This is a genomic window from Micromonospora sp. CA-248212 (assembly GCF_050948405.1).
Classification (GTDB): Bacteria; Actinomycetota; Actinomycetes; order Mycobacteriales; family Micromonosporaceae; genus Micromonospora.
In genome coordinates, this window is the sequence record NZ_CP192023.1 from 7,068,952 (window position 1) to 7,094,953 (window position 26,002).

General features: G+C 70.7%; 25 protein-coding genes, 1 tRNA gene and 1 pseudogene. 12 read left to right on the forward strand and 15 right to left on the reverse strand.

Annotated elements, in window-relative coordinates:
* Positions 1–255 precede the first annotated feature (255 nt).
* Positions 256–1,503, forward strand: a complete 1,248-nt coding sequence (locus ACQP03_RS33290; RefSeq protein ID WP_357171800.1) for a hypothetical protein — start codon at positions 256–258, stop codon at positions 1,501–1,503.
* Between the two features lie 4 nt (positions 1,504–1,507).
* On the opposite strand, the gene ACQP03_RS33295 is transcribed toward ACQP03_RS33290, so the two are convergent.
* Entirely contained in the window at positions 1,508–2,278 is a 771-nt protein-coding gene (locus ACQP03_RS33295; protein WP_357131669.1) for a CPBP family intramembrane glutamic endopeptidase, read from the reverse strand.
* 144 nt (positions 2,279–2,422) lie between these two features.
* Between ACQP03_RS33295 and ACQP03_RS33300 the strand changes: the two genes are divergently transcribed.
* The gene (locus ACQP03_RS33300) at positions 2,423–3,538 is read left to right on the forward strand and encodes a globin domain-containing protein (RefSeq protein WP_433459661.1); all 1,116 of its coding nucleotides are present in this window, start codon (positions 2,423–2,425) and stop codon (positions 3,536–3,538) included.
* Positions 3,539–3,608: 70 nt separating this feature from the next.
* Here the strand turns inward: ACQP03_RS33300 and ACQP03_RS33305 are convergent, their stop codons facing one another.
* The gene (locus ACQP03_RS33305) at positions 3,609–5,138 is read right to left on the reverse strand and encodes a peptide deformylase (RefSeq protein ID WP_433459664.1); all 1,530 of its coding nucleotides are present in this window, start codon (positions 5,136–5,138) and stop codon (positions 3,609–3,611) included.
* A 153-nt stretch (positions 5,139–5,291) separates the two neighbouring features.
* Here ACQP03_RS33305 and ACQP03_RS33310 point away from each other — a divergent pair, with 153 nt between their 5' ends.
* The 3 genes from ACQP03_RS33310 (at position 5,292) to ACQP03_RS33320 (ending at position 7,758) form a co-directional block, all read left to right on the forward strand.
* Complete coding sequence (locus ACQP03_RS33310) at positions 5,292–5,816, forward strand: SigE family RNA polymerase sigma factor (protein ID WP_433461239.1); 525 nt, start codon at positions 5,292–5,294, stop codon at positions 5,814–5,816.
* Complete coding sequence (locus ACQP03_RS33315) at positions 5,813–6,724, forward strand: hypothetical protein (RefSeq protein WP_433459666.1); 912 nt, start codon at positions 5,813–5,815, stop codon at positions 6,722–6,724. The genes ACQP03_RS33310 and ACQP03_RS33315 overlap by 4 nt, the downstream gene beginning before the upstream one ends.
* A gap of 251 nt (positions 6,725–6,975) precedes the next feature.
* On the forward strand, positions 6,976–7,758 hold the full coding sequence (locus ACQP03_RS33320) for an IucA/IucC family C-terminal-domain containing protein (RefSeq protein WP_396832104.1): 783 nt from the start codon (positions 6,976–6,978) through the stop codon (positions 7,756–7,758).
* A gap of 8 nt (positions 7,759–7,766) precedes the next feature.
* Here ACQP03_RS33320 and ACQP03_RS33325 read toward each other — a convergent pair whose 3' ends face one another.
* The gene (locus tag ACQP03_RS33325) at positions 7,767–9,596 is read right to left on the reverse strand and encodes a hypothetical protein (protein ID WP_433459668.1); all 1,830 of its coding nucleotides are present in this window, start codon (positions 9,594–9,596) and stop codon (positions 7,767–7,769) included.
* A 213-nt stretch (positions 9,597–9,809) separates the two neighbouring features.
* Here ACQP03_RS33325 and ACQP03_RS33330 point away from each other — a divergent pair, with 213 nt between their 5' ends.
* Positions 9,810–10,520: a class I SAM-dependent methyltransferase gene (locus tag ACQP03_RS33330; RefSeq protein ID WP_433459670.1), complete on the forward strand. Its 711-nt coding sequence runs from the start codon at positions 9,810–9,812 to the stop codon at positions 10,518–10,520.
* 97 nt (positions 10,521–10,617) lie between these two features.
* On the opposite strand, the gene ACQP03_RS33335 is transcribed toward ACQP03_RS33330, so the two are convergent.
* A complete protein-coding gene (locus tag ACQP03_RS33335) occupies positions 10,618–11,160 on the reverse strand; it encodes a YbhB/YbcL family Raf kinase inhibitor-like protein (protein WP_433459672.1) in 543 nt (180 codons plus the stop codon).
* Positions 11,161–11,303: 143 nt separating this feature from the next.
* Between ACQP03_RS33335 and ACQP03_RS33340 the strand changes: the two genes are divergently transcribed.
* Positions 11,304–11,459: a hypothetical protein gene (locus ACQP03_RS33340; RefSeq protein ID WP_396832102.1), complete on the forward strand. Its 156-nt coding sequence runs from the start codon at positions 11,304–11,306 to the stop codon at positions 11,457–11,459.
* Positions 11,460–11,470: 11 nt separating this feature from the next.
* Here the strand turns inward: ACQP03_RS33340 and ACQP03_RS33345 are convergent, their stop codons facing one another.
* Entirely contained in the window at positions 11,471–11,788 is a 318-nt protein-coding gene (locus ACQP03_RS33345) for a hypothetical protein (RefSeq protein ID WP_433459674.1), read from the reverse strand.
* A 325-nt stretch (positions 11,789–12,113) separates the two neighbouring features.
* Complete coding sequence (locus tag ACQP03_RS33350) at positions 12,114–13,325, reverse strand: helix-turn-helix domain-containing protein (RefSeq protein WP_396832100.1); 1,212 nt, start codon at positions 13,323–13,325, stop codon at positions 12,114–12,116.
* A gap of 354 nt (positions 13,326–13,679) precedes the next feature.
* Between ACQP03_RS33350 and ACQP03_RS33355 the strand changes: the two genes are divergently transcribed.
* The 3 genes from ACQP03_RS33355 (at position 13,680) to ACQP03_RS33365 (ending at position 15,589) form a co-directional block, all read left to right on the forward strand.
* A complete protein-coding gene (locus ACQP03_RS33355; protein WP_433459676.1) occupies positions 13,680–14,138 on the forward strand; it encodes a hypothetical protein in 459 nt (152 codons plus the stop codon).
* Positions 14,139–14,354: 216 nt separating this feature from the next.
* The gene (locus ACQP03_RS33360) at positions 14,355–14,948 is read left to right on the forward strand and encodes a hypothetical protein (RefSeq protein ID WP_433459678.1); all 594 of its coding nucleotides are present in this window, start codon (positions 14,355–14,357) and stop codon (positions 14,946–14,948) included.
* The gene (locus ACQP03_RS33365) at positions 14,903–15,589 is read left to right on the forward strand and encodes a hypothetical protein (RefSeq protein ID WP_396832097.1); all 687 of its coding nucleotides are present in this window, start codon (positions 14,903–14,905) and stop codon (positions 15,587–15,589) included. The genes ACQP03_RS33360 and ACQP03_RS33365 overlap by 46 nt, the downstream gene beginning before the upstream one ends.
* Positions 15,590–15,636: 47 nt before the next feature.
* On the opposite strand, the pseudogene ACQP03_RS33370 reads toward ACQP03_RS33365, so the two are convergent.
* Positions 15,637–16,098, reverse strand: a pseudogene (locus ACQP03_RS33370) (HAD family hydrolase); the annotation flags it as partial.
* Positions 16,099–16,366: 268 nt separating this feature from the next.
* A tRNA-Ser gene (locus tag ACQP03_RS33375) sits at positions 16,367–16,453 on the reverse strand.
* 387 nt (positions 16,454–16,840) lie between these two features.
* On the opposite strand from ACQP03_RS33375, the gene ACQP03_RS33380 reads away from it, so the two are divergent.
* Entirely contained in the window at positions 16,841–17,818 is a 978-nt protein-coding gene (locus ACQP03_RS33380) for an NAD(P)H-quinone oxidoreductase (protein WP_357171795.1), read from the forward strand.
* Here ACQP03_RS33380 and soxR read toward each other — a convergent pair.
* A complete protein-coding gene (gene soxR / locus ACQP03_RS33385) occupies positions 17,801–18,256 on the reverse strand; it encodes a redox-sensitive transcriptional activator SoxR (RefSeq protein ID WP_357131626.1) in 456 nt (151 codons plus the stop codon). The two genes, ACQP03_RS33380 and soxR, sit on opposite strands and share 18 nt — an antisense overlap.
* A 48-nt stretch (positions 18,257–18,304) precedes the next feature.
* Positions 18,305–19,012 carry a glycosyltransferase family 2 protein gene (locus tag ACQP03_RS33390; RefSeq protein WP_355240514.1) on the reverse strand — a complete coding sequence of 236 codons (708 nt, stop codon included), beginning with the start codon at positions 19,010–19,012 and terminating at the stop codon, positions 18,305–18,307.
* Between the two features lie 124 nt (positions 19,013–19,136).
* On the opposite strand from ACQP03_RS33390, the gene ACQP03_RS33395 reads away from it, so the two are divergent.
* Positions 19,137–21,392 carry a hypothetical protein gene (locus tag ACQP03_RS33395; protein ID WP_357171794.1) on the forward strand — a complete coding sequence of 752 codons (2,256 nt, stop codon included), beginning with the start codon at positions 19,137–19,139 and terminating at the stop codon, positions 21,390–21,392.
* Positions 21,393–21,447: 55 nt separating this feature from the next.
* On the opposite strand, the gene ACQP03_RS33400 is transcribed toward ACQP03_RS33395, so the two are convergent.
* The 5 genes from ACQP03_RS33400 to ACQP03_RS33420 form a co-directional block, all read right to left on the reverse strand.
* Positions 21,448–22,041, reverse strand: coding sequence for a hypothetical protein (locus ACQP03_RS33400; protein ID WP_357131619.1), 594 nt, complete (start codon positions 22,039–22,041; stop codon positions 21,448–21,450).
* A gap of 56 nt (positions 22,042–22,097) precedes the next feature.
* Positions 22,098–23,528, reverse strand: a complete 1,431-nt coding sequence (locus ACQP03_RS33405; protein ID WP_433461241.1) for a histidine kinase dimerization/phospho-acceptor domain-containing protein — start codon at positions 23,526–23,528, stop codon at positions 22,098–22,100.
* Positions 23,529–23,556: 28 nt separating this feature from the next.
* On the reverse strand, positions 23,557–24,249 hold the full coding sequence (locus ACQP03_RS33410; RefSeq protein ID WP_357393768.1) for a response regulator transcription factor: 693 nt from the start codon (positions 24,247–24,249) through the stop codon (positions 23,557–23,559).
* A gap of 78 nt (positions 24,250–24,327) precedes the next feature.
* Positions 24,328–24,840, reverse strand: a complete 513-nt coding sequence (locus ACQP03_RS33415; RefSeq protein ID WP_357131610.1) for a hypothetical protein — start codon at positions 24,838–24,840, stop codon at positions 24,328–24,330.
* A gap of 112 nt (positions 24,841–24,952) precedes the next feature.
* A complete protein-coding gene (locus ACQP03_RS33420) occupies positions 24,953–25,966 on the reverse strand; it encodes an aminoglycoside phosphotransferase family protein (RefSeq protein ID WP_357131607.1) in 1,014 nt (337 codons plus the stop codon).
* Positions 25,967–26,002 lie beyond the last annotated feature (36 nt).

A 26,002-nucleotide genomic window follows, 5' to 3' on the forward strand; every position in this document is an offset into this window, starting at 1 on the left:
ACGACTTCCGGGGTACGCCGACCCGGGCAGCGCGCCCCGGTATTTCACCGCTGTGCGGGGGCGTGATCGGGACTACGCTCCATCGATATGCAGGAGCAGCCGCCCAGCGAACCGACCCGCCAGGAGCCTGCTGAGCGCCCGCGTCGGCGCCCGGCGCGGGCCACGTTCACGCCGCCGCAGGCGACCGATCAGCCTGCCGAAACGGCACCGGCGGCACCGGCGAGCCCGCGTCCCCGCCGGGCCAAGGCGGCGCCGGTGATCTTCCAACCGCCGGATCCGGACCGTCCCCTGCCCCGGCAGACAGAGCCCGCCCCCGCCCACCCGGAGAGCACCCCGGTCAAGCCGCCCGCTGCCGCCAGCGACGCGCCGCACCCCACCAGGGAACCCGCCGGCACCGCGGCGCACCCCACCAGGGAACCCGCCGACGACACGGCACACCCCACCGAGGAACCCGCCGGCACCGGGGCGCACCCCACCAGGAAGTCCGCCAAGAAGGCAGCTCAACCCGCCCAGGGCGCAGCTCGACCCGCCCAGGACGAGGCGCTTCCCGGCGCGGCGGGAGAGCCGACGGGCCAGCCACCGAGGGCGCGGGCGCCCCGGCCCCGGAAGACCGCCACCAGCACGGCGGCCGTCGCACCGACACCACCTCCGCCAGCGCCGGTCATCCCGGATGCGACGCCCGTCACACCAGAGCCGACCGAGATCACGCCAACCCCTCGCAAGCGCGCCACGCCCACCCGTAGAGCCGCCACGGCGAAGGCGGGCGCACCCGCAGTCGCACCGGCACCCGCGCCGGAAGCGGCTTCCGCGATCACCCCCGAGCCGGCCGCAGCGGCGGTCCCCCCGGGCAACCCCGAGGCGGCTTCGACGCGTACCCCCGAATTGCCGGCGGTGGTCGCGCGCCTGCGCGACCATCCCGGTTTCGCTCCGGAGTTCCTGGCGATGGAGGCGGTGCGGACGCTCGGACCCGGCGCGGCCGAGTGGACGCGGCGGCTGCGGGACCGCTACCCGGACGCTCCGGCGGACGGTCTGGCCCGGCTGGCGACCCGGCGGTACGTGCGGGCGGCGGGCGCGGGAGGGGCGGCGGCGGCGCTGGCCGGTCTGTTCGCGCCGCTGGCGGAGCTGGTGTCGGTGCTCTGGACCCAGGCGAACCTGGTGCTGCACCTCGCGGCGGCGTACGGACGCGACCCGGCGCATCCCGATCGGGCCGAGGAGCTGCTGGTGTTGACCCAGGTGCATCCCGACGCGGCGAGCGCGCGGGCCGCGCTGCTCGGTGCGCGGGAGGCCGGTGATCCGGTGGAGGGGACGTGGCCGAAGGCGGCGGAGGCCGCCTGGCGGCTCGCCGCGCCGCTGACCGCGCAGGCCGGCGGGTGGGTGGCGTTGCGGTTGGCGTCAAGACTGGTGCCGGGGGCGGCGGTGGTCGCCGCCACGCTCGGCGACGCGGCGGCGGCCGATCGGCTGGCGGCGCGGGCGGTGGCCGCCTACCGGCCGCACCGACGCTGAGCGGTCACAACCAGTCGAACCACTCGCGGGGCAGCGACGCGTAGCCGACGAAGGCGACCACGTCGAGCACGGTGTGCGCGATGACCAGGGGCATCACCCGGCGGGTACGCAGGTAGAAGAGGCTGAACACGACGCCCATCACCGCGTTGCCGACGAACGCGCCGAAGCCCTGGTAGAGGTGGTAGCTGCCGCGCAGCAGCGCGCTGGCCGCGATGATCGCGGCGAGCCGCCACTGGAGTTGGCGCAGCCGGGTGACCAGGTAACCGACCACGATCACCTCCTCCAGCACGGCGTTCTGCACGGCGGCGAGGATCAGCACCGGGACCGCCCACCAGACCTTCGGTAGCGCCGCCGGCACCAGCGTCGCGTTGAGGCCGAGGTGCGCCGCCACCCAGAACAGGGCCAGGCCGGGCAGGCCGATCAGCGCGGCCAGGCCGGCGCCCCGGGCCAGATCCTGGCCGGGCCGCCGCGCGTCCAGGCCGAGGGTCCGCGCCGGGTCGCCGGGGTCCCGGCTGATCAGGTGTACGGCGAGCAGCACCGGAAGCAGCGCGAACACGATGCCGAGGAGCTGGTACGTCAGGTCCAGCCAGGGGCGGGCCGACGCGGAGGTGTTCAGGGCGGCGGTCTGCTTGGAGAGCGGGCCCTCGGCGGTCAGCTTCGCGATGATCGAGACCACCGCGTAGACGGCGGACTGGCCCAGGGACAGGCCCAGGACCAGCAACGTTTCGGTCCCCAGCAGCCGGCGGGACACCGGGCGGGTCAGCTCAACGGTCACCGCACCACTCTGCCCGACGGACCGGCCAGCGGGCAGGGCCGACCGGCCGGCATGAACCGATCGCACATTCTGTGCGACCGGTGCACACGCTCCGTGGAGATTCTATGGGTGCCCGATCCGCTGCCGTCTGGAGAAGGAGCACCGGTGGACGATGTCGCACGGTTGCTGAAGGAGAGCTGGACCCTGGTCGAGGAGGACCGGGAGCGGCTGACCGGGCACTTCTACGCTCGGGTGTTCCTGCTCGATCCCGCCCTGCGCCAGCTCTTCCCGGTGCAGATGGCCGGCCAGGGTGACCGCCTGCTGGAGGCGATCATCACGGCGATCCACACCGTGGACGACCCGGAGAGCTTCGACGAGTTCCTGCGCGCGCTGGGCCGCGACCACCGCAAGTATCACGTCGACGACCGGCACTACGCCACGATGGGCGTCGCGCTGCTCGACGCGCTGCGCAGCACCGCCGGCGACGGCTGGAACCTGGAGTACGACCAGGCGTGGCGGGACGCGTACGCGGCGATCGCCGCCAAGATGGTGGCCGGGGCGGCCGACGACGACAACCCGCCGTTCTGGCACGCCGAGGTGCTGACCCACGAGCGCCACGGCCCCGACATCGCCGTGCTGACCTGCCGGGCCCTGCAACACCCGCTGCCCTGGCGGGCGGGCCAGTACGTCAGCCTGGAGCTGCCCCGCTTCCACCCGAGGGTGTGGCGGAACTACTCGGTGGCGAACGCCCCGAACGACGACAACGTGCTGGAGTTCCACGTCCGGAGCCCCGGCGCGGGCTGGGTGTCCGGGGCGCTGGTCCGCCGGGTGCGGCCCGGACACCTGCTGCGGCTGGCGGCGCCGATGGGGTCGATGACCCTGGACCGCTCCTCCGAGCGGGACATCCTCTGCGTGGCCGGTGGCGTCGGGCTCGCGCCGATCAAGGCGCTGGTGGAGGAGTTGGCCACCTACAACCGGACGCGGTGGGTGCACGTCTTCTACGGCGCCCGGCAGGCGACGGACCTGTACGGGCTGGCCGGGTTGCAGGATCTGGTGGCCGCACATCCGTGGTTGTCGGTCACCGCCGCGTGCAGCGATGACCCGGGCTTCGACGGCGAGCAGGGCGACATCCCGGACGTGGTGTCCCGGTACGGCCCGTGGACCACGCACGACTGTTATGTCTCCGGATCGGCGCAGATGGTCCGGTCGACGCTGCGGGTGCTGGCCGCCGACGAGGTGCCGCCGTCGACCGTCCGCTACGACACGTTCGGCGATCTCTAGACGTTCCTCCCCCCACACCGGGGCGCGTGCCCCTGCCCCCTGGGGCGCGCGCCCCGGTCCCCTCGCTGTCTCAGTAGCGCCAGGGTCGCCCGGTCTCCCGGTACTCCTCGACCGGCACCAGCGGCACGCCCGGCGCCATCCGGTCCACGTAGAGCCGGCCCTGAAGATGGTCGATCTCGTGCGCGACGAGCCGGGCCATGCCGAACTCGAACGACGTGATGATCCGGCTGCCGTCCCACTGGGCGTGTTCGACGTCGAGCCGCAGCGGCCGGGGCACCAGACCGCGGTGGTCGAAGAAGGAGAGGCACCCCTCGTACTGCTCGTCGGTCTCCGGGTCGGCGTCGACCACCCGGGGGTTGAGCAGGACGACCGGTTCCGCCGAGCGGTCGGGGGGTCGGACGACGGCCGCGGCACGGCCGATGGCGAGCTGTGGGGCGGCGATACCGACCCCCTTGCTGAACGGGTGCAGCTCGTCGAGTCGGGCCAGCGCCATGATGAGGCGGTCCACGATCTCGCGGGCCGCCTGCTCCTCGCCGGGGAGGTCGAACTGTCGCACCGGCTGTCGGAGCAGGTCGTCGCCGCGCTGCACGATGCCGATCCCGCGCATGCGGTCGCTGGGGCGGACCCGGGTGGCGCCGGGGCCGGCGTCCGGCTCGGTGTCCGGCCGAGCCCGGAAGCGCCACTGCATCCGGTAGCGGGCGTTGAGCGGCGGGTCGTCGGTCTGCCAGTCGACGATCGCCCGGTCACCCTCGTCGTGCCGCTGCGGGGCCGTCCGCAGCGGGCCCTCCTCCGCCGAGAGCGAGGTCTCCACGCCCCAGATCTGCGGATCGAACGCCGCCGGCAGATCCAGGCGTACGGCGAGACGCCGGGTGGGCAGCCGGACGGCCCGCTGGAACCAGGGGCCCCACTTGTCGTGGCCGACGCTGTACGCGTACTCGATGGTGGTCCGGTCGCCGGGGTACAGCGGAAAGCGGCGTTCGCCGTTCTCGAAGAGGAGCCAGATCTCCTTGAACGCGTCCCGGTCGTGTTTCGCCCGCCAGTGCATCGGCTCGGAGTCGCCGGTGCCGTCGTCGCGTCGGGCCTGTAGTTGCAGCTCGGCGAAGGTGAGCGGGTGTTCCCGGTGGTGCCGGTTGGAGCGACCGGGATCGTTCGGGTAGCGGTCCACCGCGACGCGGACGAGGTAGCGGGTGACCGGCTCGGTGCCCGCGTTGTACAGCTCGCGGCGGATGACGCACCGGTAGCCGTCATCGGTGTGGGTGAGGGTGGCCAACTCCCGCTCCACCACGAGGCCGGTGCCGGGGGGCAGCCACTGGCTGGACAGCGGGGGTTCGCGCTGCGGTTGGCCGGAGCGGGCGTGCCGGAGGTCGTCGTACTCGCGGAAACGCTGCCAGATCGCGCCGCTGGCCTCCAGGACGGCCTCGGCGCGGCGGGCGAAGTCCTCGGTCGGGCGGTGTCGGCGCCCTTCGACGTGGCTCACGTAGGACGGGTCGAAACCCATCAGCACGGCCAGTTGTTTCTTGGAGAGGCCCCGCCCGGCGCGCTGGCGGGCAAGCTCGGCCGCAAAGGACTCGGCAGCCCGCTCGAGGGGTGAGGTCGTCATCGGCTTCCTCGCGGCCGGGAGTATCAGTTTCACGTTCCGTGGCCGAGCGCACACTCATCTGGCATGTTCCCGACACACCGCTTGACAGCTCATGTCTTGCCGCCTGTGACGGCGGCCGGCGGTGGCAACCCCCGCCGGGCGGCTGGAGTCCTTATCCCCGTGAGAGTTGATCCGAGTTTCGACAGCTTCGTCGAGCAACGGTCGGCGGCGCTGCTGCGGCTCGCGTTCCTCCTCACCGGGGATCGGGGCCACGCGGAGGATCTGCTGCAGACGGCCCTGCTGCGCACGATGCGTCGCTGGTCGAAGGCCCGCGAGGCCCCTGAGCCGTACGTCCGGCAGGTCATGGTCAACCTGTCCCGGGACCGGATCAGGGACCTGCTGCGACGCCCACGCGAGACGGCGCTGCCGGACAACCCCGACGCCTTCCGCTCCACCGATCCCGGATTCGACGGCGTCGGGGAGCGGCAGACGGTCGCCACGGCGCTCGCCCAACTTCCCGTACGGCAGCGACAGGTGATCGTGCTCCGGTACTTCGAAGACCTCTCCATCGAGCAGACGGCGGAGCTGATCGGCTGCTCAATCGGAACGGTCAAGTCGTACACCTCCCGGGCGCTGACGCGGCTGCGCGAACTACTCGGCGACCTTCACGAAACCGAAGAGGCAAGGACCCTGCGATGACCGCTCTCGACGACGAACAGCTGGGCCGCCTACTGGGCGACCGGCTCCACGAGGAGACGTACACCATGACCGCACCATCGAATCTCACCGAGACCCTGCACCGTAAGAACCGCCGTCGTACCCGGGCACTGGGTCTGGCCGTGGCCGCGCCGGTGGTCGCCGCCGTGGCCGTGGGCGCCTCGCTGGCGTTCACTCCCGGAGGCGTGGGAGGCGGCGGCGCCCCGAAGGAGGCGCCGGAGATGCTCACCGTCGGCTACGTCGCCGAGCAGACGGCCACCGCCCTGGGCCAACTACCGGGGTACGTCCAGCACGAGACCGCCAAGCACCAGGGCCGGGACGGCAAGCAGGCGAGCCTGATCGAGCTCTGGGCCGACCGCACCACCAGCCGCGAACGGCAGGACAACAAGATCTACTACGGCGACGTCCGCTCGTACACCGTGGCGCTGGACGGCTCCACCGCCGTCGAGCTGAACCATGACAAGAAGAAGTGGTGGACCTACCAGGTCTCCTCGCTCAAGCCGGCCGACACGAACCAGGTCCAATACCTACCGCCGTCGCTCAACCCCAAGGACCTCAAGCGCGCCGTCGACAGCGGGAAGGTGACGCTCGTCGGGAAGGAGCGGCTGGACGGCAGGCAGACCGTGCACCTGCAGTGGCTGGGCGGCCCGGACAGCGCCATGGACACGGCGAAGACCGCCGAGGAGTCCATGCAGATCTGGGTCGACGCGAAGTCCTACCAGCCGGTCCGGGTCGTCAACAAGGTGTTCACCGGCACCACCACCAGCGACTACGAGTGGCTGCCCCGCACGAAGGAGAACCTGGCGAAGGTCACGGTGACTCCTCCGGCCGACTACCGGAAGCTGCCGTGCACGCCCACGCCGGCCAAGGACTGCGGCTTGAACGATTAGGGCTCTTTCATAAGGGCCGGCTCTTGTGAAACAGGCCCTCAAGTCGCGTTTACGAGGCCCCGGATCGCGGTACGCGGTCCGGGGCCTCTCGGCCTGCCCGAACACGGCAGCCGCTGTCGCCCGGATTACAGAACACTCGGGTATGCCGGCGAGCATGGTTAGGCTAGCCTTAGCTCAGGACGGCATCTGACCGTCCGCCGGGGGAGGCTCCTCGGCCATCCGGACGGGGGACGGCTCAGGTGACTGCGGTGATGCCGAGGCGGGACGTGACCGCCACGCCGCTCGCCCCCGTCACGGCCGCGCTGCGGACCATGTTCGGCACCGACGACCTCCCCGGGCTCGCCCGAGGGCTGCTGGTCGACGACGAGCTGGGCTGGGCGCCCGCCACGACCCTGGTCGACGGCACCCGCCTGCCGGAGCTGCTGCGCGCCGCGAGTGTCCGCTGGGGCGGCACCCCGCACGCCTGCGCCGCGCTGGCCTGGAAGTCGTACAGCTACTGGACGGCGCTGCCGGTCGTGCTCGGTTGGGCCTCGGCCCGCCGGGTCCCGCTGCTCCACCCGTCCGACGTGCTGATCCACTTCGAGGACCACCGGCCCCTGATCACGCTGGGTCTGCGCCGCGGCACCACCGTGGCGGTCCTGCCGAGCGACCCGCTGGCGCTGTCCGGCCTGCCGGAGGTACGCGTCGTCGCGGGTGAGGCGGAGTTGCTCGCCGAGCTGCGGGCCTCCCTGCTCGACGCCCACCTGGCCCCGCTGATCGCGGCGATCCAGGCCGAGGTGCGGGTGGGCACCCGGACGCTGCTCGGCTCGGTCGCCTCCGGCATCGCGCACGGCATCCTGCGGGGTGCCGACGCGCTGCCCGGCTCGACGGTGCAGAGCATCGACACCCTGCTCGGCGCGCTCGACCTGGCCGACCTGGTCGAGCTGGTCCCCGGCCCGGCCGGCGAGCCCAGCGTCCAGCGCCGCACCTGCTGCCTGGCCTTCACGCTGCCCAGCCCCAAGGTCTGCCAGGGCTGCTGCGTCCGCCAGGGCTGACCCGCTTTTCAGTCGGTCAGCGACCGGACGTCCCACACCCACACGCCGCCGGTGAAGGTCGGCTGGATACCGGTCAGCTCGGTCATACCGCGACGTAGCTCCATCTCATGCTCGTGCGGTCCGAGGATCACCACGCCGGCCCGCCAGTAGCGCAGGTCGTCGACCGCCTTGACCCGACTCTGCGGGGTGATCGGCGGCACCGCGCCGGTACGGCGGATGGTGGCGAAGAAGCTGCTCGTGGGTCGCGGCGGCGCGGTGAACAGCGCGACCTTCGGCGGCTGGGCGCTCGGGCGGGTGTCCGGGCCGAGGAAGTAGCCCCGGGCCAGCGGCATGTCGAGCCGGGTGACGGCAGCCCAGCGCAGCGGCTCCGCGTAGGTGGTGTCCGGCAGCGGCAGGGTCACCACACTGCGCCCACCAGCCACGTACGGCCGCCAGGCCCCACTGGTCACGAAGGTGGGCACCGGATCCAGTTGGACCACCGGCAGCGGGGTGGGCAGGATCGGCAGCAGGGCCATCGTCAGCACGGTCGCGGTGGCGAAGCGGATCTGCAGCCGGGCCGCCGGTCGGGCGCGGGCCAGCTCGCGGGCGCGCTCGGCACCGTAGGCGAGCAACACCCCGATGATCGGGGTGATCGCCAGCGCCCACCGGGTCGGCACCACCGAGTGCAGGATCGGCAGGTTCTCCAGCGCCGCCCAGGGCCCCGGCACCCCGGTGCCGCGATTGTTGAAGCGGATCTCCCGGCCGAGCGAGAGCACCGCGAAGAGCAGCCCGAGCCCGGCCAGCGCGAGCACCACCGCCGAGTGCCGCAGCCACCAGACGAGGGCGACCACCAGCACCAGCAGCGACCAGCCGAAGAAGCTGTTCTCCTCGGTCGGGTTCTTGGCCAGGCCGGCGGCGGTGCGCGGGCTGCCGGCCAGCGACTCCCGGGAGTACGCGACGAACGAGGCCAGGTCACTGGAGTAGCCACGGATCAGGCTGGACAACCCGGAGTAGGCGCCGGGGCCGAAGAACTGCACGTACAGCGGGTACGCGAGCAGCGCACCGGCGACCACGGCGGCGACGGCCAGGCCGGCGAGGAAGCCTCGGGTCCGTGACCGCAGGGCGGGGCGAGCGAGGGCCAGCGCGCCGACGACCACGCCGAGCCCGATCGCGGTCATCAGCAGGATCTCCAGGTTGAGAAACGCCTGCCAGACGATCACCAGGGCGAGCAGCACGCCGTTACGCAGCCAGCGGCCGGGGTCGGCGAGCCGCAGCGTACGCCAGATGATCAGCGGGACGACGAACTGCGACACGATGTTCGGGTGGCCGTTGGCGTGCGACACCATGGCCGGCGCGAACGCGCAGAAGCCGGCGCCCAGCCAGGCCGGCCCCCGGCTCTTGACCAGGACGCGGGAGAGCAGGAAGTACCAGGCCGTGGCCGTGGCGATCATTCCGAGAGTGAGAAAGAGCAGGAATGACACACGTGGCCCGAACAACAGGGTGATCGGCGTTATTGGCAATGAAATGGATAATACGGACGTATTTGCCATGAGGTTGACGCCGTCCGGCACGTTCATCTGGTCCGAGTGGAACGGGTACGCGAATTGCGTGACCACCCGCGCACCGTGCGCCATCATCCATTCGAACTGCGACTGGTCCGAACGGTTGTCGCGCACTCCACTGCCCGGGTCCCACCAGAGACGCCCGGTGATCCAGAAGGCGAGCACCACGAAGCTCAGCACGGCGGCGAGATCGGCCCACTTCCCGTTACGGCGCAACCGATCGCCGTCGCCGGGCTCCTCCACCCGCGACGCGGTGGACGGACCGTCGCCGGGAGCGTCCGATTCGGGAGTAGTCATGACAATTCATAGGGTAGTCAGCGTATGACGGTGCCGTGACATGTTTCGAGGTACTGCCGTACTATGTGCCGGGTTCGCCGACCGCCGATCACGTGCCCACCCCCCCGACCCGCAATTCGGCCAACAGCTCCCCCGATTCCGCTGCCATCCAAGCGGATGATTCACTCTGTCGGTCCAGGCACGGGTCGAGTTCATATCGTGAGGAATCGACGCATGGCAGAAATCACTGGGGACCAGCGCGTCCAGTCCGAGGTGCTTGAGGGCCTGGCGATGGCCGTCAACCACCGTCGCTGGTTCGTCGAACTGGCGGTGCCGTACCTCGGTGACGACCCGATCGAGATCGGCAGCGGCCTCGGCGACTACGCGTTGGAATGGTCGCAGCGGCTGCCCCGGTTCACCGCCACGGAGGCCGACCCCGACCGGCTCGTGCAGCTCAAGGAGCGGCTCGCCAGCCAGGCGGGCGTCGACGTCCGGCAGATGCTGCTGCCGCACAACGATCGGGGAAACTACAGCGCCGCGGTCTCGTACAACGTGCTGGAGCACATCGACGACCACGTGGGCGCGCTGCGCAGCATGCGTGACCTGGTCCGACCCGGCGGCGCGGTGATCATCATCGTGCCGGCGTTCGAATTCGCCATGAGCCCGGCCGACATCGCCACCGGCCACGTCCGCCGCTACACGAAGAAGACGCTCGGTACGGCGATGACCGAGGCCGGCCTGACCGTAGAGAAGATCCACTACGCGAACGCGCTCGGGTTGATCGGCTACTTCATGGCCACCAAGGTCTTCCGGCTGATGCCGAAGGAGGGCCCCATGGTCAAGGTGTACGACACCCTGGTCCTCCCCGCCACCAAGGCCGCCGAGCAGGTCGTCCGCCCCCCGTTCGGCCAGTCCGTCTTCGCCGTGGCCCGCGTCCCCGCCTGACCCTTCCTACCCGCGCCGATCTTGCACTTCCTGTTGCCGTAACGTCCCCTTTGCGGGGGTATGTCGGCACAGAAAGTGCAAGATCGGCGCGGTGGGGTTACTCCTTGGTCTGGTGGGTGGGGCGGATTACCGCCCGCGCCAGGGTGTGGAAGGTCAGGTTGAAGCCGACGTAGGCGGGGCTCGCGTCGGGGGTCAGGTCCAGGCGGTCGACGTCGAGGGCGTGCACCGCGAAGACGTACCGGTGGGGGCGGTCACCGGGCGGCGGCGCCGCGCCCCCGTACCCCTGCTCGCCGTAGTCATTGCGGACGGAGAACGCTCCGCCGAGATCGGTGCCCGCCGCGCCCCCGGCACCGGTAGGGAGCTGCGTGACATCGGCCGGCACGTTCACCAGCACCCAGTGCCAGAAGCCGCTGCCGGTCGGCGCGTCCGGGTCGTAGCAGGTGACGGTGAAGCTCTTGGTCTCGGCGGGGAAGTCCGACCAGGTGAGCTGCGGCGAGACGTTCTCACCGCCGGCGCTGCCGTGCGCGTGCCGGACGTCCATCGGCTCGCCGTTCTGCACGTCGTCACTGGTCAGGGTGAACGAGGGAACGGTCGGCAGCAGCTCGTACGGGTCCGGGGCGATCGGTCGTTCCAGGGTCATCGGGACGCGTCCTTCCGGAGTGGGCAGATACCAGCCCCTTCATACCCCTTTCCACGGCATGGAACGACCGATTGGTCGGGGTGTGCCGGATCACGGGAGCGGGCTAGGGTGAGGCCCCTGAAGCGTTCCACGGGGGGAATTTCTTGCTCAGCATCTGGCGGGACTTTCTGGTCGCCGTCGTCGGCGTCCTGCGCAAACCGGACGAGCGGGCGCTCGCCGAGGAGCGTCGACGCGCCGTCGAAAAACTCGCCGACACCACGATCCGCGAAGCCCGACGGGACGAGCCCGAGGGAAAGTAGTCGTCGCCGTGTCAACGGGCCCAGGAAACGAAGCGCTCGTACAGCTCGCCCGCCGGGATGGCAGGCAGTTCAATCACCGCCACCGCGTGCAGGCTGCCGACGTACATGGACAGGCCGATCCGGTCCCGCCCGTAGGCCTCGGCCAGGCGGACTCGGGCCGGCGCACACGGCCAGGGCGTGTCCTGTTCACAGCTCCGGCAGGTCCATTCCGGGCGGCGTGGCACGTGGAAATCGGCGAGCCGGCCATCCAGCGCAGCGGCGGCCCGCTCGCCCTGGGCCGCTCGGGCTCGCACCGCCGCCGTGACGGTGGTCGGCACCTCCCCGATCATCGACCCGCACCGGTTTCCGGCCTATCGGCGGACTGGTCACGAGCCTGAGCCAGCAGCCGCGCCCGCGCCGCCTCCTGCTCCGCCCGTTGGATCGCCGGCCCAATGGCCGTCCGTGGTGCGGCGAGCGACAGCCACCGGAATCTCCGGCGCAGCGAACTAAAAGGCCAAACCATCGTGGCGTCCTCCCGCCTCAGGGCGTGGCGGCCTGGCCGCTGCCCCTCCGGGTCGACGGCTGCCCGCAACACCTACTGCAATCGCGAGGACACGCTATGGAGTTGGGAGAACCGCTGAGGGTACGAGACGTACCCAGCGACAGGACGTACCCCTAGAGTTCCGGCACCGCTATCCGGCTCTCCAACTGAATCGCCTCAGCCCGAATCGCCGCTGGCGCCTCCCGAGCCAGCCTCCCCGCCAGTTCCTGGGCGGCTGGCGAGTATCGAACGGTCTCCGGAGACGTGGTCTCGGCGAGACCCAGCAAGTGAAGTGTCGCCTCCTGCGCTCCCTCAAGATCAGCGGATCGGGCAAGCTCGACATAGTGTCGGCCGCGCCGCTCAGTCGACGGGATCGACGCCGGATCGAGCGAATGCGCACGCCTTTGGGCCTCATCCGGATCCCCTAGGTCCACTGCGCACATCACGGCGTACACGTCGACCAAGGGCCGCGACACCCGGGTGCGAAGGCCGATGAACTTCGCTGGTAGCGCCTGCTCGACCACCCGACGGGCGGCATCTAGATCCGACCACGCGCCCTGGTCACCGGTGCGGGCCCTCGTCAAGGCGGTACAGAGGAACAGGTCCGCTAACATCTCCGCCCACTCGGTGCCCCCATCGGCGACCCGGGGTTCGATCAAGGCGCGAGCCTCCCGCAAACGCTCCAACGCTTCGTCACCGCGGCCGACCGCCCGCAACAGGTGTGCCGCGTACCAGGTCGACTGAGCGATGGCGAGAGGGTCGTCGGCGTCAAGGGCCGCAGCCATGCCTCGATCAACGGTCAGCCAGCACAGCTCACGGTCACCGTGCCAGGCGAGGTATGCCTGTGCGAGATGATGCGCCTGGGCGAGCAGCGCGAGGCTTGCGCGCCGGTCGTCGCCGGTGTGCAGCCGAGCGGCGCGCTGGGTGGCGTCGAGTAGGCCGGGCAGGATGACGCTGACCTCCGTGCGCTGATGCCGCGAGGTGTGCCAGGTCTGCCACGCGGCATCCACGGCACCTCGCAAATAGTCAGGGGAGTCTGGCGTACCGGAGACGGTGATCTGCCAAGCGGTCAGTGCGCGACGAACGTCGCCGATGGCGGGATGGCTTGGGCGTCCGTCGAGCGAGAGGGTCACCTGCGGGCCGAACAGGTCGCCGAGGTCCCGCACGCCAAGGTGTGGAGCAAGCTGCTGAGCGGCCCGCAACGTCAGGCTTCGACGCCCGTTCTCCACGAACTTGACGGTGGTCGGAGAGAGCCCGGCAAGGCCGGCGAGTTGTTCGCGGGACAGGCCAGCAGCGCGACGAAGCCGCTCGACGCGCTGGCCGGGAGTGAGTTGCTGATCGGACATGGAGGCACCTCGCAGCATTGGGTACATCGCGTACCCCCGACCGTACGCCGCAATGAGGTGTCCGTCGATGGCCCGAGGATGCGGGTTACTAGCCCAGGACAACATCGCCACCTTATCGGCCTCAAGATCTGGCCAATGCGGCCATGGCCAGGCAGAACACTATCCAAGCCATCGACCGCCCAACGACACAGATGCGGCACAGGGATCGCTCGGCCAGGGCGCTGGCGTCGCGCTCGCGGAGCAGCCTTGTCGCACCCTCCTGCCACTCTCAGAAGGCGGGTTGGACACTGCTGCATGGGCGGCACTCCTAAGACCCCAAGCCGGTAAAGGCGTTTCGGGCAAAAGGACGGAAAGATGACCAACGGGGGCGATCGAGAATTCGAATCCTTAGACATCGTCCGCGCGGAGCTCGACGTTGAACGGACTGCGCAGGAGAAGCGCGCCGAGACTGTCGACAGCCGAGCCGGCCAAGTTCTTGGATTCGCCGGCGTGTTGGCCGGACTGGCACTCAACAGCAAGTCAGGATGGGCGCTGCCCGGCGCGGTGGTCGCAGCCGCTGCAGCGACCTTGGCGGCTTCGATCCTCCGGCCACGAATGCAGGCAGGGATATACCCACGGGGCCTCTACCTGGGCTACATCAACAAGAAGCCAGACTGCACGAAGCGCGTGGTCCTCGATACACGGATCGCAGATTACGAGAGCAACAAGGACCAGTTGGACATAAAACTCAACCGCTTGGATTGGGCAGTCCGGCTCCTAGTCCTCGCCATCACCCTGGTGGTGTTGGCACTCTTAGCTGTGATCCTCAGATGAGAAGGGGGAAAGAGATGTCCAATGAAAGACAAGATCAACAGGGTGGGAGCGGCACCAACGACTCGCCGAAGCCTGCGGATCCTCCCGTCGTCATTAAGCCGGACCCAACCATCAGTGAGATCGGCAGGCGAGACGACGACCGTCCGAGGCACTTCAAGACTCGATAACAGGAGCCCCGACTTCCATCTAACTGAATTGTCAAAGGTGGTTAATCGCATGTCGACAGGCTACGCAGAGGGACGGGACGGCGAACTAGTAGAGGCTCTCATCGCAGCCCTTGCAGAAGGCGGGGATGTGAGTCGGGAATGGCTATACAACGCAACTGCACCGCTGGCTCTTGCCTTCTATTTCGGCGAGGAATTCGATCGCAACCACGATCCGGCATTGAACCTCTCAGTGTTGCGGCGGAGGCTTGGCGAAGTGCTGCGTGTCGGAGTTACCGAAGATTTCTTGGTTAAAGCGGTCCGAAATGGGATAACCGAATTCTTCGAAAGATTCGCGGACACGGCGGAAGCCGACAAGAACCGGCAGGAGATCCGCAACAAAATCGACCGGGCGCTTACAGACCCGGCACAGTTTCAGGACTTGAAGGCATACATGCCAGGCGCGAGCCTCCTGAGTGATGAGGAGTTCCGGGAACGCCTAGGCAGTCTCGCCAATAAGATATCCCCTACCAGCGCCGATGAGGCCGTCGGACACTGGCGCAATATCGAGCTATGGACGGGACTGACGGAGAAGCACCTCCCTGACAAAGCTTTCGATTCATGGAGCAGTCAGAGGGTGCGCAAGTCGCGCCGTCAGACAAACTAATCGAGAAGGATGCCAAGCCCTTGATCCCATGGAGGGATTTGATGACCTTTACTCCAGACCTAGGTGACGTGCCGGGATGGATAAGTGCCTTATCCACCGTCAGCGCATTAGGCATTGCTGGCTACGCCGCGAAAGCTGCTTTCCATCAAGTGAAAGAGGCTCGAAATCTTCGGGAAGCTCAGGCGCAGCCCTTCGTAGTCATAGACTTTGAGCCCACGCGAGGGGTGGGGCACCCCTTCATGGACTTGGTGATCAAGAACGTGGGCCAGACAATGGCCCGCGATGTACGCTTCAAGTTCTCGCCAGAACTGCTGAGCACGCTGTACGAAGATCCAAGCGCGCCAACCAAGCTATCCGACCTTTCCGTATTTACAAATGGGATCGCTTCAATTCCGCCAGGCAGAGAGTACCGGATTCTCTTTGACAAGATGCCGGATCGATTCGCGAATCCCAAGATGCCACGCCAGTATGCAGTAGAGATTTCGTTTGGCGACTATAAGGGCGTGCCACAGGAACCACTGACCCAGATCCTTGACCTTGAAGTGTATTTCAGTGCTCTGATGATCTCAGAGCACGGCACTCACCACATCGCAAAGACCCTGCGGGCGTGGGCAAAGAAAAACGGAGTCACCCACTTTTAGCTCGGCCACTCCCGACGCGATGACATATCTGCGATAAAGCCCGGCATTCAGCCGCTTTCCCGGCCGATCAGCACAGCGGCTATCTCTCCCATGCTGGTGACCACCGCGCCCGCCCCGGCGAGCCGGAAAACTTCGACCTTCGCCGGTCGATTCGCGTAGCCGACCACCGCGACCCCGGCGGCTCGCGCTCCCTCGATGTCGGAGAGGGAGTCACCGATCAGCACGCACCGAGCCGGTGGCTCGCCGAGAGCGCGCACGGCTTGCAGAATCGGTTCCGGATTCGGCTTCATGCGGCCTGGCTCGGCGTACGCCCGCCCGACCACCGGCGAGACGTACCCCGCAATCCGGTGCGCTGTCAGGTAGGCCGCCACCGCGCCGGCCGAGTTGTTGCTGACCGCCGCCACCTGCATCCCCGCCTGGCGGGCAGCCACAATAACTTCCCTGCCGTACGGCGTGGGCTCGGCGGTCTCGACGGCCCTGCGTTCGGCCGCGCAGAGCGCATCCTCCACGCCCAATGGGCCGGGCACAGCGTGCATGTGCTGCTCAAGGTCTACGCGTCGTGCATCGACGGACAGGACGAGGCCGCACGTAGGCGGATCGAGGGAGCGCTAGGCACCGAGCCGACCGAAGGGCCGGAGAGCGCCGACACGTAGACGACACAACCAGTGAGACACGGCAGTCCCAAGCGAGACGAAGTGAGACTTACTCACGATCTATAGACATGCCCCCTGACCGGCGTTCGCGCTGGTCAGGGGGCATTTTTGCTGTCCAGATGGGCGGAGGGTGTGGGATTCGAACCCACGAAGACATCGCTGCCTTACCGGTTTTCAAGACCAGCGCCATCGGCCACTAGGCGAACCCTCCCGGACCGGCACCCGTGGGTGCGCGGCCGTGAACAGTCTGCCACGGCACCCGGCGGCCGGCTCGGCGTCCCTCCCCGAAAAGCGCCGGCCAGGCGGCAGCTCCAGCGTCCACTGTGGCGCTGATCGACTCGGGTCCCCGGAAACCGGGGCGTCCCGCGCGCCCGGATGCCCCGGTTTCACGGAAGCCGAGTTGACCAAGCCCGCGGACCGCCCGGTTTCCCGCAAGCCGGGGAACCAAGCCCGCGGGCCGCCCGGTTTCACGGAAGCCGGGGAACCAAGCCCGCGGACCGACTGGTTTCCCGCAAGCCGGGGGGACCAAGCCGACAGGGACCGCGTCGCCGCGAGGGGTGCGTCTGCGGCGGCGAGCGCGGCGGGTGAGACTGGGGATATGCGAGCCATCACCGTTCCGCAGCCTGGTGGACCCGACGCGCTGGTCTGGGCCGAGGTGCCCGATCCCGAGCCCGGCCCGGGTGAGGTGATCGTCCGGGTGCGGGCCAGCGGGGTCAACCGCGCGGACCTGCTGCAACGGCAGGGGCACTATCCGCCGCCGCCGGGCGCGCCCGCGTACCTCGGTCTGGAGTGTTCCGGGGTGATCGACGCGGTCGGCCCGGAGGTGACCGGGTGGGCGGTCGGCCAGGAGGTCTGCGCGCTGCTGGCCGGTGGCGGGTACGCCGAGCGCGTGGCGGTGCCCGCCGGCCAACTGCTGCCGGTGCCGGCCGGCGTGGACCTGGTCGACGCTGCGGCGCTGCCGGAGGTGGCCTGCACGGTGTGGTCGAACGTGGTGGGGGTGGGTCGACTCACCGCCGGCGACACGCTGCTGGTGCACGGCGGGGGCAGTGGGATCGGCACGTTCGCGATCCAGTTCGGGGCGGCGCTCGGCGCCACGGTCCTGGCGACCGCCCGGACGACGAAGCACGCCCGGCTGCGCGAACTGGGCGCGGCGCACACGATCGACTACCGGGACCAGGATTTCGTCGAGGAGGTCCGTGAGGCCACCGACGGCCACGGCGCGGACGTCATCCTCGACATTCTGGGCGCTTCCTACCTGGGGCGGAACGTGGAGGCGCTGGCCACCGGCGGCCGGCTCGTGGTGATCGGGATGCAGGGTGGCCGCAAGGCCGAGCTGGATCTTGGCGCGTTGCTGACCAAGCGGGCCAGCGTGTCGGCGACCGCGCTGCGCTCCCGGCCGCTGGCCGAGAAGGCGGGGATCGTGCGGGGCGTACGCGATGAGGTGTGGCCGTTGGTCGCGGCTGGCGCGGTCCGCCCGGTGGTGGACCGGCGGCTGCCGATGGCCGAGGCGGCCGAGGCGCATCGGCTGGTCGAGTCGAGCGACCACGTCGGGAAGGTGCTACTCACCCTCGGGTGAGGCGGGCGGCAGCATGAGGCGGGCGCCGGGGCCCTGGGCGGCGAGGGTGTCGCCGGGGTTGTAGAGCATGCAGCGTTGCAGGGACAGGCAGCCGCAGCCGATGCAGCCGTCGAGGTCGTCGCGGAGCTTGGTGAGCAGCCGGATCTTCTCGTCCAGCCGGCCGCGCCAGCTCGCGGAGAGGCGCTCCCAGTCCTGCGGGCTGGGGGTACGGCGCTCGGGCAGCGATTCCAGCGCGTCGCGGATCTCGTCGAGCGAGACGCCGACCTGCTGGGAGATCCGGATGAAGGCGACCCGCCGCAGCTCGGCGCGGGCGTAGCGGCGCTGGTTGCCGCCGGTGCGGTCGGCGCGGATCAGGCCGAGGCGCTCGTAGTAGCGCAGCGCGGACGGTGCCACGCCGGAGCGGACGGACAGCTCACCGATCGTCAACGCGTCCTGCATCACCGGGTCCTTGAGTTGAAGTGGACTTCAACTCAAGGTTACCGGCGATCAACGCGCGGAGGAGACCGCCGGGCGACGGCGGGCGCGCTCGCGACCGAGGATCCAGATCGCCTCGACGCCGTCCTTCCAGGTGATCTTCTTGCCCTCTTCGCGGCCCCGGGCCCGGTAGCTGATCGGCACCTCGTACGGGCGGATCCGGCGGCGCAGCAGCTTGCCGGTCACCTCGGCCTCCATGCCGAAGCCCCGCGAGCGCACCTCCAGCGACCGGTACAGCTCCACCGGCATCAGCTTGAAGCAGGTCTCCAGGTCACCGATGTACGAGTTGAAGAGGACGTTCGCCGCCATCGTGACGCCCTTGTTGCCCATCACGTACCAGAAGCTGTAGGCGCTGTGGCTGCCGAACGTGCGATTGCCGTAGACGACCGTGGCCCGCCCGTCGAGCACCGGGGCGAGCAGCTTCGGGATGTCCTGCGGGTCGTACTCCAGATCGGCGTCGAGGATGACCATGTATTCGCCCTCGGCGCTGTCGACCGCCGTCTTGATGGCCGCGCCCTTGCCCGCGTTGCGCTGGTGGGTGATCACCCGCAGGCGCGCGTCGTCGGCGCGACCGAGGACCTCGCCGGTGCCGTCACGGCTGCCGTCGTCGACCACGACCAGCTCGATCTCGCAGGGGTAGTCCACCGCCAACGCCTGCTTGAGGGCATCCGCGATGCGTTCTTCCTCGTTGTAGACCGGCATGAGGATCGAGAGCTTCACGGGAATCTCCACGGTGGCGACAACACGTCGGGCCTAGCCTAGCCTGGCTGGTCAGCCCAACGGTGGCCGCCACCGTCGGACAGCCGGCGTGGCGGTTTCAGCCCGATGGTGTTTACTTCCCGCCATGTCGGCTGCCGGCCCCCTGCTCGCGGTGCTCCCCGCCGCCTCGGTGCTCCTGCTCACGATCGCGTCGAAGCCGCGCGGGACGTCTGCGGTGGCCCCGTCCCGGCTCGCCGCGGTGCGCGCCGCGCTGCTCACCGGCGCGTACGCGGTGCTCGTCGTCGAGGTGCTCGGCGCGCTGCACGCCCTGACCCGGCCGGCGTTCGTCGCCGCCTGGCTGCTCTTTCTCCTCGCCGCCGCGACGGCGGTGGCTCTGCGCCGGCGACGCGACACCCCGGCCACACCGGCCGCCGCCGCGACGCCGCAGCCGGTGCCGGTGGGCGCGGCGGTGCCCGCCGGCGCCGCCCCGGACACACCCGCCCCGGCCGTCGACCACGGCCCGGTGGGCGGGCGCACGGCCGCACCGATCCAGCCCAAGGGAGTACGCGCCAGACTGCTCACCCGGGCGACCGAGAGTTGGCGTACGGCGGGTCGGGGCGAACGGCTGCTCGCGGGCGGCATCGGCGGCCTGGTGCTGCTGGAGCTGCTGATCGCGCTCTTGGCCGAGCCGAACAACTTCGACTCGCAGACGTACCACCTGCCGAAGGTCGAGCACTGGGTGGCCCAGGGCGACCTCGACTTCTGGCCCACCGCCATCCACCGGCAGGTGACCATCCCGCCCGGCGCGGAGTACCTGCTGCTGCACCTGCGCCTACTCACCGGCGGCGACGCGCTGCACAACCTGGTGCAGTGGGCCGCCGGGGTGCTCTGCCTCCTGGTGGCCGCGCGGATCACGGCGCAGCTCGGCGGCGGCCGGCGAGCCCAGTTGATCACCGCGTTCGTGCTGGCCAGCACCCCGATGGTCGCGCTACAGGCCACCAGCACGCAGACCGACCTGGTCTGCGCGGCGTGGGTGGCGTGCGCGGCGACCCTCGCTCTGGACGGTCTGCGCCGACGCACCGGCTGGGGAACCGTGCTCGGCCTGGGGGCGGCCACCGGGTTGACCGCGGTGACCAAGACCAGTGGTCTGATCGCGGTGGGCCCGCTGCTGGTGCTCTGGGGTCTGGCCCAGCTCCGGCTGGCCCTGGCGGCTCGGCCATCAGCCGCCGAACCGTCGGGTCGGGCGGCGACCGCCGGAGCGGCGGGTCGGGCGGCGACCGCCGGGGCGTCGGCGGGGCGGGCGCGGCCGGTGTTCCGCGTCGTCACCGGTTCGGTGCTGATCCTGGCGGTGGCGGCGCTTGTCGTCGGCCCGTTCCTGGCCCGGGTGACGGCCGAGTTCGGGCACCCGTTGGGCCCGCCCCGGCTGCGTGAGTCGATCCCGATGGAGCGGCACGACCCGGCGTCGATCCTGGTCAACGCGCTGCGCATCGGGCACACGGCCTTCGACACGCCGGTCGCGCCGCTGCGCACCGCCGGCGCGGACGCGATCATCGGCGGCGCGGAGGCGATCGGCGTCGACCCGCAGGACCGGGCGATCACCTTCGGCCGGGAGGTGTTCCCGGTGCCGGCCTGGTACCCGGACGAGGATCGGGTGGCGTTCCCGATCGCCGGGTCGGTGGCGCTGCTCGGCGCGCTGGTCGCCCTCGTCCGCCCGCGCCGGATCGATCCGGCGCAGGCGGGGCCGCTGCGGGCGTACGCCGTGGTGGTGCTGGCCGCCGTGCTGCTGCACACCTCAATGATCAAGTGGCAGCCGTGGGGCAACCGACTGATCCTCTACGCCCTGGTGCTCGCCGTCCCGCTCGCCGGCCTCTGGCTCGACGCGCTCCTGCGCCGCCACGCCGACCGGACGCCGGAGCCCGCCGACCCGGATCGGAGGCGACGCTCGGTGGCCGCCGTGGCGGTCGTCGTCGTGCTCGCCACCTCGGCGCTGGCCGGAGTGCTCGCGCTGTCGTACGGCTTTCCGCGCCGGCTCGTCGGCTCGGGCTCGGTCTTCACGACCTCGGACTGGGACACCCGGTTCCTGCGCCGACCCGAGTGGGCCGACGAGTTCCGCTGGGCCGCGGCGGCGGTCCGCGAGAGCGGCGCGCGCCGGATCGGTCTGGTCGAGCGGAACGACGACTGGGAGTACCCGTGGTGGCTGCTGCTGCGCCAGCCGGACGGCAGCTCCCCGGATCTGGTGTCGTTGCAGTCGGTCCTGCCGGAGCGACCGCCCGCCGACCCGGCCTCGGTGGACGCGATCGTCTGCACCGGTAGCCAGCCGGCCTGCGCCGAGCTGATCCCGGCCGGGTGGCGGTTGGAGTTCCGCGACTACGTCGGTTACGCCCTGCCCCCGGGACGCTGACAACTACGGCAGGCGAGGGCCCCGCACGTACGACGTGCGGGGCCCTCGCTTTCGGCTACTTGGCGCGAGGGATGAGGACGAGCCGGGCGACGCCCTTGTCCCCGTCCTTGGTGCCGGCGACGCCGACCGTCGTGCCGACCTTCACCTCGCTGGGCTGCACCGTCGACCGCTTCTCGACGACGCGCAGGTCCTCGCCGAAGGTCCACGTCATCGTGAAACCGTCGGTGGACTTGACGGTCATCGAGTCGCCGTCGACGGCGGTCACCGCGCCACGCTGGACGGCGACGGTCTGCGTACCGTTCTCCTTGGTCTGCACCACCGCCTCGCCGTGCAGGGTGTTCTTCCGCAGCAGCACGCGGGCCTGGTGGCGCTTGCGCAACTCCTCGCCGCGCTTCTGCTTACCCTTCTCGGCCGCCGTGGGAGAAGGTGCGGGCGTCGCCGGGGCGGCGAGGGTCTGCACGTCCAGGTCGTTGGCGTCGAAGCCCATCGCGGTGAGCGCCTGGCCCTCCACACCCATCGCGGCGGCGACCTCGACAGCCGCGTCCCGCGCGGGCTGGCTGGCCACCTCGGCCGCGCCGCATCCGCTGACGCCGAGCGCCACCGCTGCGAACAGTGCCGTGGTGCCGGTGACGAATCCCCAACGTGGCATGACTCTCCCTCTCGTCCGTGGAGCCTTCAGCCTTCCCCGCGAGGACGAGCGGACCGTCAGGCCGATGTACGGGTCCGGTAAGGATCACCGGGCAGCCGGACCGTGAAGGCAGCGCCACCCTCGGGCGCGTGACCCGCGACAATCTCCCCGCCGAGCCGGCGCACCAGCCCGGCCGCGAGCGCCAGCCCGAGACCGCTGCCCACCTTGCGCACCCCCCGGTACCGCTCGTGCAGCGCCCCCCGCTCGAACGCCACCGCCAGGTCGTCGTCGGTGAAGCCGGGCCCGCCGTCGCGGACCTCCAGCACACCGCCGGCCGCCGGGTCCGGACCGACCGGCCGGACCGCGAGCACCACGGGCGCACCCGGGGGTACGACCCGCAGCGCGTTCTCCAACAGCCCGTCCAGCACCTGCCGGATCCGACCCGGATCGGTGTACGCGGACACCGGCGCGCCGGGCGTCTGGAGGTGGAACGGCACCCCGACCGCAGCGCAGCGGCCGGACCAGGTGGGCTCCGCGTCGGCGGCCAGTCGGGTGAGGTCGACGGGTACCGGCTCCAGCGGGAAGTCGGCGGCCTCCAACCGGGCCAGCGCCAGCAGGTCGCCGATCAGCCGGTCGAGGTGCTGGGCCTCGGCCAGCATGGTCCGGCCGGTGTCGGCGGTGCCGTCCGCGTCGATGACCCCGTCGGCCAGCGCCTCGGCGTACCCCCGGATCGCGGTCAGCGGGGTGCGCAGCTCGTGCGAGACGGACAGCAGGAACTCCCGCTGCCGGCCCTCGCTGGTGGTCAGCGCGGCGGCCAGGCCGTTCAACGCCTCGGCCAGGTCGGCGACCTCGTCCGGCGACTCGACCGGCACCCGCACGGCGCGGTCGCCGGCGCGCAACCGGGCGGCGGCGGTGGCCGCAACGCGGATCGGTCGGGCCAGGCGGCGGGCCAACAGGAGACCGGCCACCACACCGGCGGCCAGGCCGGCCAGCAGCGGCAGCCACAGGCTGAGCAGCACCTGCGCCCACAGCCCGTCCGACGTGGCGCGGGAGAGCACGACCCCGTTGCCGTCGGGCAGCGCCCGGCCCTCCACCAGGGCGCGGTGCCCGTTGACCGACCGGCGGGCCGACACGTTGCGGCCCTGCCCGATCCGCTGCACCACGCGCGGCGGCAGGCCCGCCCGGTCGACGGTCCCGCGCCGGATCAGGTACGCGTCGATGCCCTGGTCACGGAGTTGCTGGATGAGCTTCTCCTCGTCGGCGGCGCGTCCCCGGTCCAGCCGGGTCCGCAGCACCTCGGCGGCGAGTCGCGCCTGGGCGGCGAGGGCGTCCTGATCGCGTCGCTCCGCGCCCCGGATCGCCAGCGGCACGGCGACGATCGCCGTGACGAGCACCGACACCAGTGCCACCGCACAGGTGACCAGCACCGCGCGGGCGGTCAGGGTCCGGCCGAGCCGGTTACGCCGGGGGGCGGCCGACTGGCGGTCGCCGACCACTGGCAGCGCCATGGTCGGCGACTCGACGCGTACCGGCTGCTCAGGCATCGACCGCGTACCCCACGCCGCGGTGGGTGCGGATGACGCTGGCCGGGCCGAGCTTCGCGCGTACCTGCGCGACGTGCACGTCCACGGTGCGGGTGCCGGCGTGCGCGGCGTATCCCCAGACCCCGGCCAGCAACTCCTCGCGGGTGAAGACCCGCCCCGGCCGGGCCATGAGATGGGCCAGCAGGTCGAATTCGGTCGAGGTGAGCTGCACCGGCAGCCCCCCGGCGGTGACCGTCCGGCGGGCCGGGTCGAGGGTCACCGGGCCGACGACGCGCGGGCGTTCCGCGCCCTCGGGGCCACCGGCGGTGCGACGCAGCACGGCGCGTACCCGGGCGACCAGCTCGCGCGGGCTGAACGGTTTCGTCACGTAGTCGTCGGCGCCCAACTCCAGCCCGACGATCCGGTCGACCTCGTCGTCGCGAGCGGTGAGAAAGATGACCGGCGTCCAGTCGCCGGCCTCGCGCAGCCGTCGGCAGATCTCGGTGCCGGGAAGGCCGGGCAGGGCGATGTCCAGGACGCAGGCCACCGGGCGCAGCCGGCGGGCCGCGTTCAGGCCGGCCTCACCGTCGCGTTCGAGGTGGACGCCGAACCCGTCGCGGCCCAGGTAGAGCCGTACCAGGTCGGCGATGGCCGGCTCGTCCTCGACCACGAGGACGAGTCCGCGGTGCGGCGGTTCCGAAGTCACCGGCCCATGATTCCCGACCCGGTGGCTCGGCGCGATCGGTACGTGTTCGAGTTCGGTAAAGGCGCTCGTCGTACGGCGTCAGCGTGCGACGGCGGGACGGAACACGCTGGGCCGTACGGGGGCGGGCGTGTCGCCGATGGTGGCGAGAACCCGTTCGCGGGGTGCCCGCAGACGGGTCCGAAAGGCGTGGTTGAGCAGCGCGTCGAGCTGCCACACCTGCTTCGGGTGGGTGGTGCGGATGAGGAACCGCTCGCGGATCCCGTCGATCGCGGTGGCGGCCAGCTCGACCGAGTGCAGCCGCGGGTCGGGGCTCCACGTGACGTTGCTCAGCTCTCGCAGCTCGGTGTTGAGGTGCAGGCGCAGTCGGTGCAGGAGTCGGGTCTGCTGGGTCACCACCAGTCGGCGGTGCGTGAGCAGCAGCAGGTAGTCGCCGGTGACCGGACGGTCGGGGCGGCTACAACGGGTGACGAGGATGGTCGCGTCACCGGAGCCGACGCAGCGGCGGAACACCGGCATGTGCCGGCTCACGGTCTGCACGGCGAGGCCGGCCTCGGTGGCGGCCGGGAGGAACGTTCGGGAGAAGACGTCCATGACCTGCCCAACGACCTGCCCGGCGGGGTGACGTGGGTCACGGCGAATTTTTGGAAGTTCCACGCCGGCCCGTCGCACTGCCTGTCCGATTTCCGACCTGGACGGATGCCGGTCAGCTTTCGGGCTGAAGCGGGGTAGCGGCGAACAGCTCGGCGAGCCACCCGGGCACCGCCTCGGCGTACTCAGCGCGGGCCGGGTCGGTCGTGTCGAGGGCCCGCCGCCAGGAGAGCGACCGGCTCACCGCGCCCAGGTTCATCGCCAGGCCGGCGGCCTCGACGAGGGTGCGGCGGTCGTAACGGTCGGTCCACGCCTCCAGGTAGGCGTCGCGCAGCCGGGCCAGGCTGGCGTCGTCGGCGGACAGCGCGGTGGCGTACCGAATGGAGCGCAGGGTCACCAGCAGCGTGCCGAAGGGGTGCGCCACCGAGGCGTCGCCCCAGTCGAAGTAGCGGTACCCGGCCGGCCCGGCGAAGACGTTGCCGTCGTGCAGGTCGTCGTGCTGCACGGTTGGCTCAATGCCGATGTCCGCGAGCCGACGGCACCGCCGCGCGTACGCCGGAACCTCCGCCCGCAACCGCTCGTACGTCTCGACGGTCAGTCCGCCCTCCGCGCCGACGCGCAGCGACTCGGCATCGTCGAGCAGGTCGGCGAGCAGCCCGGCCAGCGCCTCCGGACGGTGGTCCGGCACGCCGAGGGCGACCAGTTCATCGGCGCGCGACGCGGTGGCGAGTTGCAGCGCCGCGTACCCGGGCAGGGCCCGCTCCCAGTGCGTCAGGTCGGGGTCGCGGCCCAGCACGTCGCGCAGCGTCTCCCCGCCGTCGGGGAGCAGCGACCAGCCCCGCTCCCGGTCCACCCCGATCGGGGCCAGCACCCGCTCGGGCGTCAGCGCGGCCAGCGTCGCGATCAGGACCGCCTCGTGCGTCGTGCCGGAGTTGTTGGCCTTGAACCAGACCGGTCCGTCGTCGGTCGGCACCCGCCAGACCAGCGACCACGGCCGGACCCGGGGCTCGACCGGCCCACTGACCCGCCGGCCGGTGCCCGCGAGTCGCTCGTCGACCCAGGACCGGGCCTGCTCCTGCCACTGCACGCTGGACCAGTCGGGAGCGCGCTCGTCGGCGATCGTCGTCACGATGGGCACCCTAGGCGGCGTGCCCGACCTCGGCGA